Origin of the sequence: Roseivirga sp. BDSF3-8 (assembly GCF_041449215.1) — a bacterium.
Taxonomy (GTDB): Bacteria; Bacteroidota; Bacteroidia; order Cytophagales; family Cyclobacteriaceae; genus JBGNFV01.
Map to the genome: position 1 here is coordinate 4,278,739 of NZ_JBGNFV010000001.1, position 12,709 is coordinate 4,291,447.

Annotated in this window: 13 protein-coding genes; 5 read left to right on the plus strand and 8 right to left on the minus strand. The window is 43.8% G+C overall.

Annotation, left to right across the window (positions count from 1 at the left end; genetic code table 11):
• Positions 1-54: 54 nt before the first annotated feature.
• Together AB9P05_RS17595 and AB9P05_RS17600 are read right to left on the minus strand one after the other, a co-directional pair.
• Positions 55-1,593 carry an ATP-binding protein gene (locus tag AB9P05_RS17595; protein ID WP_371910149.1) on the minus strand — a complete coding sequence of 513 codons (1,539 nt, stop codon included), beginning with the start codon at positions 1,591-1,593 and terminating at the stop codon, positions 55-57.
• Positions 1,594-1,642: 49 nt separating this feature from the next.
• Entirely contained in the window at positions 1,643-1,927 is a 285-nt protein-coding gene (locus AB9P05_RS17600) for a GNAT family N-acetyltransferase (protein WP_371910150.1), read from the minus strand.
• A 633-nt stretch (positions 1,928-2,560) separates the two neighbouring features.
• On the opposite strand from AB9P05_RS17600, the gene AB9P05_RS17605 reads away from it, so the two are divergent.
• The 3 genes from AB9P05_RS17605 (at position 2,561) to AB9P05_RS17615 (ending at position 7,376) form a co-directional block, all read left to right on the plus strand.
• Positions 2,561-3,799 (plus strand): MBOAT family protein, encoded by a 1,239-nt coding sequence (locus tag AB9P05_RS17605; protein WP_371910151.1) that lies wholly within the window; start codon positions 2,561-2,563, stop codon positions 3,797-3,799.
• Between the two features lie 6 nt (positions 3,800-3,805).
• Positions 3,806-4,840: a hypothetical protein gene (locus AB9P05_RS17610; RefSeq protein ID WP_371910152.1), complete on the plus strand. Its 1,035-nt coding sequence runs from the start codon at positions 3,806-3,808 to the stop codon at positions 4,838-4,840.
• Between the two features lie 79 nt (positions 4,841-4,919).
• Positions 4,920-7,376, plus strand: coding sequence for a zinc-dependent metalloprotease (locus AB9P05_RS17615; RefSeq protein ID WP_371910153.1), 2,457 nt, complete (start codon positions 4,920-4,922; stop codon positions 7,374-7,376).
• Positions 7,377-7,469: 93 nt separating this feature from the next.
• Here the strand turns inward: AB9P05_RS17615 and AB9P05_RS17620 are convergent, their stop codons facing one another.
• From AB9P05_RS17620 to AB9P05_RS17645, 6 genes are all read right to left on the minus strand, one after another.
• On the minus strand, positions 7,470-7,985 hold the full coding sequence (locus AB9P05_RS17620) for a YdeI/OmpD-associated family protein (protein ID WP_371910154.1): 516 nt from the start codon (positions 7,983-7,985) through the stop codon (positions 7,470-7,472).
• 627 nt (positions 7,986-8,612) lie between these two features.
• Positions 8,613-8,777, minus strand: a complete 165-nt coding sequence (locus AB9P05_RS17625) for a pinensin family lanthipeptide (RefSeq protein WP_371910155.1) — start codon at positions 8,775-8,777, stop codon at positions 8,613-8,615.
• 63 nt (positions 8,778-8,840) lie between these two features.
• Positions 8,841-9,005 carry a pinensin family lanthipeptide gene (locus AB9P05_RS17630; protein WP_371910156.1) on the minus strand — a complete coding sequence of 55 codons (165 nt, stop codon included), beginning with the start codon at positions 9,003-9,005 and terminating at the stop codon, positions 8,841-8,843.
• Positions 9,006-9,095: 90 nt separating this feature from the next.
• Positions 9,096-9,260, minus strand: a complete 165-nt coding sequence (locus AB9P05_RS17635) for a pinensin family lanthipeptide (protein ID WP_371910157.1) — start codon at positions 9,258-9,260, stop codon at positions 9,096-9,098.
• Positions 9,261-9,378: 118 nt separating this feature from the next.
• Positions 9,379-9,564: a hypothetical protein gene (locus tag AB9P05_RS17640; protein ID WP_371910158.1), complete on the minus strand. Its 186-nt coding sequence runs from the start codon at positions 9,562-9,564 to the stop codon at positions 9,379-9,381.
• Positions 9,565-9,821: 257 nt separating this feature from the next.
• Positions 9,822-10,907, minus strand: a complete 1,086-nt coding sequence (locus AB9P05_RS17645; protein WP_371910159.1) for a Gmad2 immunoglobulin-like domain-containing protein — start codon at positions 10,905-10,907, stop codon at positions 9,822-9,824.
• A 156-nt stretch (positions 10,908-11,063) separates the two neighbouring features.
• On the opposite strand from AB9P05_RS17645, the gene AB9P05_RS17650 reads away from it, so the two are divergent.
• A complete protein-coding gene (locus AB9P05_RS17650) occupies positions 11,064-11,525 on the plus strand; it encodes a 3-oxoacyl-ACP synthase (RefSeq protein WP_371910160.1) in 462 nt (153 codons plus the stop codon).
• 481 nt (positions 11,526-12,006) lie between these two features.
• Positions 12,007-12,516 carry a hypothetical protein gene (locus tag AB9P05_RS17655; protein ID WP_371910161.1) on the plus strand — a complete coding sequence of 170 codons (510 nt, stop codon included), beginning with the start codon at positions 12,007-12,009 and terminating at the stop codon, positions 12,514-12,516.
• The last annotated feature ends 193 nt before the right edge of the window (positions 12,517-12,709 follow it).

A 12,709-nucleotide genomic window follows, 5' to 3' on the forward strand; every position in this document is an offset into this window, starting at 1 on the left:
TCTATATATGTTTTGTCTTTCAATAGAACCAGGCAGCGATGAGATAGTTGGCATTTAAAATGCCTTGAGTGGCAGATTGATGATAAAAGATGTTCCCACCCCTGGCTCGCTTTCTACTTTTAGATTTCCACCCAGAAGGTCTATCTGCATTCTTACGAGATATAGTCCTAACCCTCTGCCTTTGGCGTGCTCATGGAAGGTTTTATACATATCGAACAGTTTAGCCCCGTATTTTTCCATATCTATTCCCAGTCCATTATCAGAGACCATAAGAACAAGATGCTCCTCTTGGGTAGTAGCTGACACTGTTATCAGGGGTTTTCGTTCTGTAGAACGGTACCGTATGGCATTGCTGATCAGATTGAAAAGAATACTCTGGATAAATCCCCTGATAGAGTAAAATTTCTCAATCTCTATTTCCTCTCTTATTTCTGTATTCGTCGCTTCTATCTTTTCGGCCAGCATATGCTTTACACGATCCATTTCATCGTGCAGGTCTACTTTTTCCCGTTTTTCCAGTAGATCACGACGTAGCTCAAGGATTTTAGTGAGGTCTTTCAGTGTTTGATCCAGCTTTTTAGCCGAGTCCTCTATGTGGAGGATGATCTCCTTATTGCCGTTATCTACCTTTTCCTTTTCAAAAAGGTGAGTAAGTCCCAGCAACCTGGCTACAGGGCCACGCAGGTTATGAGATATGGTGTAACTGAACTGTTCCAGTTCCTGTACATGACGCAGAAGCTCTTTATTAGTTTGCTTTAACTGTACGTTATTTTCAACAAGTTCTTCCTGTAGGTTTTTATTCTCTTTTTGCAATTGCTCTTTCTGCATCATTATAATGGTGTGAGCCTGTTGCATCTGGTCTCTTTTCTCAACAATCTCCTCTGTCTGGGCAAGTATTTCCTCGTTTTGAGCTTCTATTTCGTTGTATAGGCTGCTTAGCTCATTGTTTTTTGCAAGCAGGGTATGATTATTGTGCTCAAGCGCCTGTTCATGTTTTAATATCTGATACTTTAGCGTGTACATACTGCCGGTGATAAGTGCCCAACACAAAACGCCAATAATGTTGATAAAGGGGTAGTTTAGTGAGGATAGCCCTGCCTGAAAGTAGCCTACGCCAAACATATTATGGATCGGATCATACAAAACCAGTATGGCAAAACAGGCAAAGAGACCGGCCCAGAGCCTCTTTCTTTCGCGGATATCAAATATGACCATGGGCAGCACTGTACTGCTAAGGATGATGAGGCGGGTGTCGAAGAATTCGAACTCTTCAATAAACAGGTCAAAGCTTTTACTTACCAGGGCGGTAGACAGTGTCCATACCGGCACACCTATGGCCAGTAACATCCTTCCTGCATTGATATGGCCTGCTCGGTTAAGCATGATGACACCGGAGTACAGTAATACAGAGGAGGCAGCCATGGCGCATGAGATCACCGGCCCAAAGTAGATCAGAATGAGCATGGCCAGGACAAGACTTAGCATTAATAGAATCAGGGCGAGGCTATTTGTCAGGACGATGTTCCTTTTAAGAACGGTATCCTGTGACTCGTGTATGCCGGAAGTCGTTATCCTTCTCCAGGTATCTTTCATGGATGGTTCAGTAGAAATAAATAATCAGGAAGATTGCAAACCCAATGGGCTAAAGCACATCTCTGATTTCTTCGTTCTTTTTAAAAATTGCGTTGGCAAAAGGGCAGAGGGGCACAATCTTTATTTGTCTGTTCCTGGCGTATTCTACCGCCTTATACACCATTTGCTTTCCCAGGTCTTGTCCGCGGTACTCTTTGTCTACTTGCGTGTGGTCAATTATTATTCTATCCTTACCGGCTGCAGAGTAGGTCATTTCTGCTATATCTTTTTCCTGCTTACGGATATAAAACCTGCCTTTATGTCCGGTTTCCTCCAATTGAACCTCTAGAGCCATATGGTTTGATTTACTTCAACTGAATACAATAAAGTAAAATTGTCAGGTAAAAACCTAACAAAGTAAGGCCTGCCAGTTTTGCCTGGCAGGCCTTACAGTTGTGAAATATGCTTTGAATGGATCTGTTTGAAAGGTTTTCCGACGTTAACCTGATGTTGGTAAATGGATTTAGATTGATACGTTGAATTTGATTTCAAGATAGGGTATTCACCTGCCGTTTATATCACTGAATTCAGGGATATTTATAGAAAAGTGAAAGGGAATATTGAATTCCGACTATGCTGGCATTGATTGAAGAAAAATAGCAACCAAGGGATAGTATTTTCCAGGCAGGATAAATGATGGAGTTTTTACGAAAATAATACATGCCGGAGGTGACCCTTAGTCTAAATAGCATCATTTCCTATCTTTGCAGGCTTTGACCAGCATAATCAGATGCTCTTTAATTCACTGGAATTCGCTCTGTTTTTCCCGATAGTATTTATCAGCTATTGGGCATTTTTCAGAAAATCGCTTAAAGCTCAAAACGTATTTTTGCTAGTTGTCAGCTATATATTTTATGGCTGGTGGGACTGGCGATTTTTAGGTTTGATTTTTCTTAGTAGTTGCATTGATTACGTGGTGGGACGTACGATGAATCGTACGGATCATGATAAGAAAAGAAAGGCTCTACTTATCGTAAGTCTGGTAAGCAACCTGGGTATACTGGGGTATTTCAAGTATGTGAATTTTTTTACTGAAAGTTTCAGGGATGCATTTACTCTTTTCGGGCAGGCTCCGGACATCCCCTTACTAGATATAATCCTTCCTGTAGGCATCAGCTTTTATACATTTCAGACATTAAGCTATACCATCGATATCTATCGTAATAAACTTGAGCCTGCAAAAGATGTCATTTCCTTCTTTGCTTTCGTAAGCTTTTTTCCTCAGTTGGTGGCAGGGCCCATTGAGAGAGCTATCCATCTGTTACCCCAATTTTATCACCCCAGAAAGTTTAACTATGATCTGGCAAAAGATGGTATGCGACGTATTTTGTGGGGGCTATTTAAAAAAGTGGTAGTAGCTGATGGTTGTGCTGTATTCGTGAATGAAATTTTTGGCCAGCACGAAACGTACGGGGGGAGTACTCTTTTATTGGGAGCTGTTTTTTTTGCCTTTCAGATATATGGTGATTTTAGCGGGTACTCGGATATGGCCATAGGATTCTCGCGTCTTATGGGCTTTGATCTGATGAAGAACTTTGCTTACCCATATTTCAGCCGTGATATCGCGGAGTTTTGGCGCAGGTGGCATATTTCTCTTAGTACCTGGTTCAGAGACTATCTTTATATTCCATTGGGAGGTAGCCGGGTTAACCAGGGTAAAGCCATCAGAAATATTTTCATCATTTTTATTGTGAGTGGGTTTTGGCATGGAGCAAACTGGACGTTTATTATCTGGGGAGCTTTAAATGCGGTCTATTTCCTTCCTCTTATGCTGTTGAATAAGAATCGAAGCAATTTAGGAGTAGTTGCGGAAGGTAACTGGTTTCCTGGCGTTGGTGATTCACTAAGGATTTTAAGCACATTTGGACTTACGGTTTTAGCATGGGTGTTTTTCCGGGCGGAATCAGTTACTCATGCCATGTCTTTTTTAGGTGGCATGCTATCCCTGAGTCTGTTCTCGGTGCCTGCATACTTACCGGCAGGGCCATTGATAGCCATAAGTGTTCTGCTACTGGTAGAGTGGATGAATAGGGGTAGAGAACATGGACTGGATATTGAAAAAGTGTCCCTGCCCACCGGGGTGCGTTGGGCGGGGTATGTGCTTCTTTTTTTAGCTGTTATGAATGGTTTCCAGGCTAATCAGGAGTTTATATACTTCCAATTCTGATAGAGCATGAAGAAGTTTTTGAATAGGTGCCTTATTTTTTTGCTGGTAATAATCATTATCAATACCGCATTGCGGGTATTGGTGCCTTATTACTGGGGAAACACGGGGTTTGCCTCTAAGGTAAGTTATTATCAGGAAAATAAAGCGTCCTATAATACCCTGTTTTTTGGTAGTAGCAGAACCTATCGTCAGGTAGATGCCGGTCTGCTTGATCAAATACTTATGGACTCTGGGTTCAACGCCTCCACCTTCAATATGGGGGCTCAAGCCACATTCAACCCTCAGGTTTATTACTTGTATGAAAATTTCCTTGAAGAGGATGCGACTGGGGTGGAGACCGTTTTTATGGAACTCATGGAAGTGGACGAAATCCCTGAGCAGATATTGCATACTACCCGTAATAAGTATTGGATAGACATTTCGTATTATTGGTTTAGCCTGCAGCATTTCTTTAATGTGCGGGAGTGGGATGAAATCTGGAATTATACGGTAACCTTTTTTGAGAACTTCTTCAATGCTAACCAGGTAATGGAAATCATAAATAGCCTGGGTGGAGTAGATGTAGAAGATAAGTACCTTGGTCAGGCACAGGATGGTTTCCTGCCAATAGATGAAGAAGTCAGGCGTTTTTCCGGAACGGAAGAAGCGAGAGATCTGGAGCTCCGCCATGAAAGGTTTAAAGAGCAGGCAGAAAATCTCGAAAATCGCCGTAAGGATTTAATAAGTGCATTCGACGTAACGAAAGACTACCCATATATTAGCCAGGTGCATTTAAATAAACTTGATGCCCTGATCAGAAATAGCGAGGCCAAAGGAATAAGACTGATATTTTTTATTGCTGACACTAAAGCAAATAAACGACTAATAGCCACCTGGCTCAATTTACCGGAGGCTAACCGAATAGAGCTTATTTCGCCTGAAACCTCTTCTTACAATTTTAATTCAGAACTTCGCTGGGATCTTGGGCATTTAAATGAAAAGGGGGCGATTTTATTTACCCGTCAGTTGGCTGATAAATATGTTAGGATAAGCGATAAGTAGGTCTAACTTCGGTGGCTTGGGGGTATTTTGCTATTTTGTGCGACAAGCAAAAGAATTTATCGCGCAAGCAATCATACGTATGAACCGACTACTTATTGCAGCTGCCTGCATGGTGGCCATGCTACCAGCCTGTAGCCCACCACCGGCTTCTTCCTCACAGACATCTGCAGAAAAATCCGAGGAAAGCATATCTGTTAAGACTAAGGGTATGCAAAAATATGAGGGATACTTCACTTATTACTGGGACGAGAAAGAAGGCAAAATCTGGCTTGAGGTAGATAAGTGGGATAAAGAGTTTCTTTATGTAAATGCACTGGCCGCAGGTGTAGGCTCTAATGATCTGGGGCTGGATCGTGGTCAGCTCGGAGATAACCGGGTGGTAAAGTTTCAGCGATCCGGAAATAAGGTGTTGCTGGTACAGCCTAACTACGGCTACAGGGCAGACAGCGATAACCTGATGGAGCAAAAATCTGTGGAGGAGGCATTTGCCCAGTCAGTGCTATATGGCTTTAAAGCAGAAGCTACTGATGAGGGTAAGGCCCTGATTGATATGACTGCTTTTCTGCTAAGAGATGCTCATCAGGTGGGAAACCGCTTATCCTCTTCCAAGCAGGGCACCTATAAACCGGACGAGTCCCGTTCAGCGATCTACCTGCCCCGTACAAAGAATTTCCCTGAGAATAGTGAATTTGAAGCTAACGTGACCTTCGTTGGTAAAGATGAGGGAGCATACATACGTTCGGTAACGCCTTCCGCCGACGCTGTAACCGTACGTATGCATCATAGTTTCGTGATGCTTCCTGATGATGGTTATGAGCCCAGAAGTTTCGATCCCAGATCGGGCTTCTTCTATATGAGTTATCAGGATTATGCGACACCAATAGAGAAGCCACTGGTGAAGCGGCTTATTGCCCGTCACCGGCTGGAGAAAAAAGACCCTTCTGCCGCTATGAGTGAGGCGGTGGAGCCTATTGTATACTTTTTAGATCCGGGTGTGCCTGAGCCAGTTAAATCTGCTCTGATAGAGGGTGCTTCATGGTGGAACCAGGCTTTCGAGGCAGCCGGCTATCAGGATGCCTTTCAGGTAAAGGTACTTCCTGATTCGGTAGATCCTCTGGATGTACGGTATAATGTGATTCAGTGGGTTCACAGGTCTACAAGGGGCTGGTCTTACGGCGCTTCGGTTGTGGATCCCCGAACGGGTGAAATATTAAAGGGGCATGTAAGCCTTGGTTCTCTTCGTGTGCGTCAGGACTTGTTAATAGCCCAGGGGCTGAAAGCTGCCTATGACAGAGGGGACGAAGTGCCGGAGGAGGCCCTTGAGATGGCTCTGGCTCGTCTGAGGCAATTATCGGCTCATGAGGTAGGGCATACCATTGGTCTGGCGCATAACTACGCTGCTTCGGTCAACGGCCGGGCCTCAGTTATGGATTACCCTCACCCGCTGATTACTCTTGATGTGGAAGGTAATATTGACTTGAGCAATGCTTATGATACAGGTATTGGCGAGTGGGATAAGGTAGCCGTTACCTATGGATATGGAGCATTTGACTCTGACAAGGAAATGATTGCCGTACTGGAAGGGGCCATTGCAGACAGCTTGCTTTTCATTACTGACCAAGACGCCAGGCCCCAGGGTGGTGCTCACCCGGTGGCTCACCTCTGGGACAATGGAAAGAGTGCCACCGAGGAGCTGAATCGTGTGATGAAGGTGAGAGAAAGGGCCTTGCAGCAGTTGTCGGAAAAGAATATTCCTACAGGGGCGCCGCTTGCTACCCTGGAGGAGGTGCTGGTGCCCATGTATCTTTTTCACCGTTACCAGGTGGAGGCAGCAGTGAAGCTAGTAGGAGGGTTAAACTACACCTACGCGGTGAGGGGCGATGCTCAGCAGCCCGTGAAAGCCGTGCCAGGAAAGGTACAGCGTGACGCTTTGGAAGCATTGCTGGCCACTATTAGTCCTGAAGCACTTCGTATGCCGGATCCCTTACTGAAGATGTTGCCTCCCAGGCCATTTGGCTACCCTCGTACCCGGGAGACCTTTAGATCACGTACCGGTCTTACGTTTGACGCTCTTAGTGCAGCTGAGACTGCTGCTGATCTGACTCTTTCTCTGTTGTTTCACCCGGAAAGGGCCGGCCGCTTAGTTCAGCACCATGCTTATGATGGCACACAGCCGGGTCTTAATGATGTACTGGATGCTCTTATGGCCGAAACTTGGAATGCACGCAGCCGCTCAGGTTATGAGCAGCAAATACAACTGGCTGTACGCTCCCTGGTACTGGATCACCTGATCTCACTGGCTAAGAATCCCGCTACTATGCCTCAGGCTAAAGCGATTGCACATGCACGAATACTTGATCTGAGGCAAAGCTTGTCACGAAAGAGAAGTCGCGGGAGTAATGAGCAGGCACATGTAGCCTACAGCCTTATGCGAATAGACCAGTACCTGGAAAACCCTGAGGAATGGGAAGGGCAGGAAGTACTGGACACGCCAGACGGTTCACCTATCGGCTCCGGTGAGATGGGCTGCCATTAATCACAGAGGAAAATTGATTGCGGGCAGGCAGGTCTTACTATATAAGGTGAGAGCTGTCTGCCTTTATTATTTATAAATACTTCGGTCAGGTAATCACAAGTTGTTGGCGTCCTTTAACTCCTGGTTCAGCTTCTTCCAATCAAGCTTACCCTGGGAGGATTTCAGATGGCGGGTCATTACAAGGCCTCGTTTGAGTCTGAGGTCGGGATTTTTAACTGAGCTAACCCAGTGTATAAGGCTTCTTTGCTTACCGGAGGTAAGGCTGTGGAAAAGATTGTCTGCCTCCTCGTCCTGGCTAAATAGTTCGGTTAGCTCTTCAGGAACCTCCATACCATAAGGGCTATTATCAGTTTCAAGAGACACTTTTACGTCCTGCCCGAGACTCAGGCCGAGCTTATTTCTCAGGGTCTTGTTTGCCAGGATAAAATAATCACCTTTACCGTCATGCATAAGGGCAGCATGGATGGTGACTTTACCCTGCAGGGTGCATAACACTCTTTTTTCATTCAGGCTGGTAAAGGGTTCGGCATGGTCACGAGGGACTGGAATATGATGGCCATATACAGGGTTGTCGTGGAAGTAAGTCAAGGTGGAGGTGAAGGAAGCCATACCTTATGGATAATTAGTTGAGGGTGAAATATATGGATATAATAGCCTTTTCAAGCTATTGCTTTTATACATGAGGTAGGCACAGGCAGTAAAAAAAGCCCATCATTGAGATGGGCTTTGGTATTTCTCCGGTAATCATATTACCGATTGAGATCATTTTTTTGATCAGGCGTCAACTAATGCCAGGCAGCTATCTCTAGTGCATACTTTTGCTCCCTGAGAAGGGCTGTCAAATGCATCTGCACGGCCACCAGTGATTTGGTCTTTGCCTGTTACAAAGCTGTTTACTTTCAGGCCGTCAAGCTTTAGTTTATTTTGATTACATAGGTCTAGTAATATATAAATGGATATTTAAAATACGCAACTATCCCAGGTGCAGACACTGTTTACCTGGGAAATTCCCCTTGAAAGCTCACCGTTGGTAGTGACGAAGCTGTCAATGCGGAGGGCCTGTAATTTTGTTTTTTCGGGTCTCATAGACGGTTGATCTTACAAGTAATATAAGGTCATTGTTGCATAGTATCTGCGATCGTTACTGACTCCAATGACGATTAAATAATACGCTATTTTTATTAGAAAAGAAATAAAAAAAGTCCGGTAAAAATTAACCGGACTATATTTTTACACTTAGCAAGCGTCTACGGTACACTCATCGGCACCATTAGAGGCGCAAATGTTATCTACCGATTGGCAAAAGCCTTTCGTTTTTTCACCACCTCTGAGGGCCCGAGAGCTCACATTTGTAATGAAACTTTGTACTCTTAGATCGTTAAGTGTTGCTTTCTTCTTCACAATAAAAATAATTTTTATTCGAAAAAATGAACCACCCGGATTTTCCGGGGTTGGTAATCTTCATTAGCATGAGTCATCACTGCATACTTCTGCACCTTGTGAAATACAAGGATATGCTACAGAAGGGCAAGTCTTAAGTGTATTGACTCCTCCTTTAAAGTTGGTTCCACGAATATCGGTTACGAAACTGTTCACACGTAGTGAATCAAGATTTACTTTCTTTTTCATAAAGTTCAGTTTATAAGTGAACGTAATGCCTCGTCGCTATCATAAGGTATAATTAAGGTACCTCAGTGGTTGGATAAAGCATAGAAGTGATTAGCATGAGTCGTCACTGCATACTTCTGCGCCCTGAGATATACATGCTATATAAACTGACGGACAGGTCTTATAAGTGCCTGCTCCACCTTTGAAGTTTTTTGCACGAACATCAGTTACAAAACTGTTTACACGTAGCGAATCGAGATTTACTTTCTTTTTCATAATTGTTCAGTTTTTAAAATAGATATAATCTCAATCAGGTCTAAAGATAGATGGTAGGCATCTGATCCTAGGACCTGTATTATTGTATTAGGTTGGCTGTTTAACTAATAGGATAGGATTAGCAGGAATCGTCACTGCATACTTCTGCGCCCTGAGAAATACAAGGCATATTAACCGAAGGCTCACACTTTCTTGCTGAGCAATACCAGGTTTCGGGGGCTCCGCCCTTAAAGTCATTTGCGCGCAGGCCTGTCACAAAACTTTTAACCTGTAGTGAATGAAGTGATATTTTGTTCTTTTTCATATATGTGATCGTTTGCTGTTAATTTACGGTTTTTTCCGGCTATTAGTTTCGGTTTATTTTTATTTTTCAGAATAAATAAGGCTTCCATATTTGAATAATCAAATCCTTTCTAGGTAAGCTATTAATAACTTTTAGATGTACAATTTTACCTTATTTAATGTCTCTGGGTATATGGATTTATAAAGGCATGCGTAAAGGATAAGATTTAGGTGATATTAATATATGTATAAACATTATATTCTTTCTTTATCTATCACTTATTCCTTGGGTGTAGAAAAGATGACTGGTAATCGGAAGCTGCGTGCATTTTCTTTCAGACCACTAGGGTTAGCCCGCTCAAATACCAGGTAGCCGCGTTCATTTCCCGGAGATTCAAAGCTGATCCTGGTTGAAAAGGGAACAAACTCTTTGGTCATCCATTGACCTTCAGCCCGAGCCAGGGTGTCAGCGAGGATGTTTCCGTCCTTGTCCTCCAATCTGACCATGAAGCTTCCCTCGTTGTACCACTGGCCCCTGGCCTCACCTTTTATCTCTATTGGGCTCTGTACGTCGAGATTGGGCAAAGGCTGGTCTATTTTGATTAAATCTCCTATATGTGGCCTGGAATTGTCACTTTCGGAAAGACTGAGAGATTGCATAACAGCTGCTACTTCTCTGCGGCTGGCTTCGACTACGCTGCCGGAGTAAACCACACTATCTCCCCCCATAGGGTCGCATGTGTCCATTGGTTTTGTCTCATCAGAAGTGGCTTCATAGCAGGTGGTCTTAAAATTTTCCAGACTATACTTTATCATTATAAACCCTTCTTCAGTCCATCCGGAGGGAGGGCTTTGAGGCCTTAGCAGATATGCCCAGGCTTCACCGTTTTGTAAGAGAAAACGAATGGAACGTCCTTTATTTACATCAAAGGGTGAAGGAAAGGGTAGTGCCTTATCCAATAGCCGCTCCTGCTGCGAGTGGGGTAATTCTGTGCCATAGCCCTCCGGATAAAAAGATACGTGAGATACTTCCGGCCCGGCGTGCAAATGTATAGGGGGCTCTGCGCCAGTGTCTTTCTTATATATGTTGATTACGGGGACAGGGGAGCCGGAGATATTTTCAAGAGCCGTCCATCCGTTAGGTAGGTCAAGAGATATGACGTAGGCCTCATTATGGTAGGGTTCAGGTTCAACTTTATCCGTAGGGTCTGTAGCAACCGGCTGCTCTGAAGTAGGGCTATCTTTGGTAGAAGGGGTGTCATCTTTTTTGCCGGAATTTTCTCCACAGGAGATAAGTGTAGACAAGATGGCCAAACTTATTAGTTGCGTAAAGCTGAGAATGGTTTTGCGATAGTAATAGATCATATTATTTGAAAAGGTGATTCGAAAAATTGTTTGATATGTTTCCAAAAAGTGGGTAAGCAGGAGGGACTCAGGTACCAGAAAAAAATTCTCATCCGGAGGGAACTTTTGTACAGCAAATGCGTATTTGAATCACCTGTAAATTAAAAAATCAAAAAAATGGAAGCAGTGGCCCTGACTAAAGAGCAAATTCATAATGTATGCCTGGAGGAGGTGAACACAAGGATACAGCGATTAAAAGAAGCCATCAAAGAGGCGCAGGAAGCTGCCAATAATGAGGATAAGAGTAGTGCCGGCGATAAATATGAAACGGGTCGTGCCATGGCACATATCGAGCGTGAGAAATATACAGGTCAGCTAAATGCGGTTCAGGACATGCGGTCTGTGCTGGACTCAATTAATGCTAAAAAAATGCGCGAAGAGGCGGTTTTGGGTAGTGTGATACGGACAAATTTGGGGATTTTTTACATAGCAGTTAGTCTGGGACAGATAAAGGTAGGGGGAGAGTCCGTATTTGTCGTGTCACCGGTATCCCCGATAGGGCAAGCTATGGCCTCAAAGAAAGTAGGTGACCAAATGGAATTAAATGGTCGCAACTACAGGATAGAAAGGATATCTTAAGACGCCGGCTAGCAAGGCGTTACCGGCAGGTACCAAATGGCCAGCTAAGAGAGCCTGAAAATTTAGCATTGGAATAAGACAGGATACCCTGGTTTTAATAGCAAACGGCTTAATCCCTCAATTTACTCTTAATACAGTGTGATTGAGGGTTTTTTTGTTGAAAGGTGAGTGAATTAATGTCGTACAAGTAGCAGTACAGGATTAATTCCTGTTTAGGCGAGTTAGCCTGCCAGACAGAGCAAACTTTCTTTGAAGAGGTTTTAATTAAAAGCATTAATATGGTAACTTTACCGTACCTTATCTGAAAGGAGGTACGCATGCTATTTTTATACCATCATATCGTCCCGCACTATTGCCGGTAATGCTTTCCGGTAAGCCTGCTGTAACCTGGAATCACTTTCCAGAGCAGGTATTATCCCATTCTACATACATTTATGTTTATTTCATGCCCATTATGGGCATGACCTTAATTTGAATTGCCATGTATACACTGGCTGATAAATACTACGTCAAAGCGGCGGATGAGTATCCCTTTAACCTTGAAGAGACTCTGGAAAACCTGGAGTATGCGCTGAGCTATGACCCTGAGCATGCGGCAGCAAACAGGCTGATGGGGGTAATGAAAAGAGAGGAACTAAAGGATTATAAGGGTGCTGAGGAGTGTTTCTGTCTGTCGTTGGCTACAGACCCTGATTCACTGGAAACCTGTGGCGAATACCTTCAATTACTTTTGATTCTGAAAAAAACGAAAGAAGCCCGGCGGCTGATCTGCTATATGGAAAAGCTACCAGGTGCAGATATTGCCCGTTTGCTGGCTGCCAGGGCCAGGCTGAGTGAAATGAGCCGTGCTTATGACGAAGCTCTCCATTTATTGAGGGAGGCTATGCTGGAGACGTGTTGTAGTACCTATATGATGTTTTTGGAAGAAGAGAAAGAGCGGGTACAAAGCAAATGCGAAATGCTCTCACAAATAAAGGCTGTTATTGTTTAATGGCCTTTTTTAGGCTTTTCTTAATCTCTTTCCTCTAATATCCCTTTAGGCCTGGCTATTTCTTTCCTTTTCAGCGCCATGCGTACCAATAGGTTATGTAGCCGGCTCAGAATAAGAGTTTATTCAGCTTATTTATTTCTTCTTTGCTCAGAAGGAGAGACTCTAAAGGAAGATGATGTGCCCCGAGCTGGTG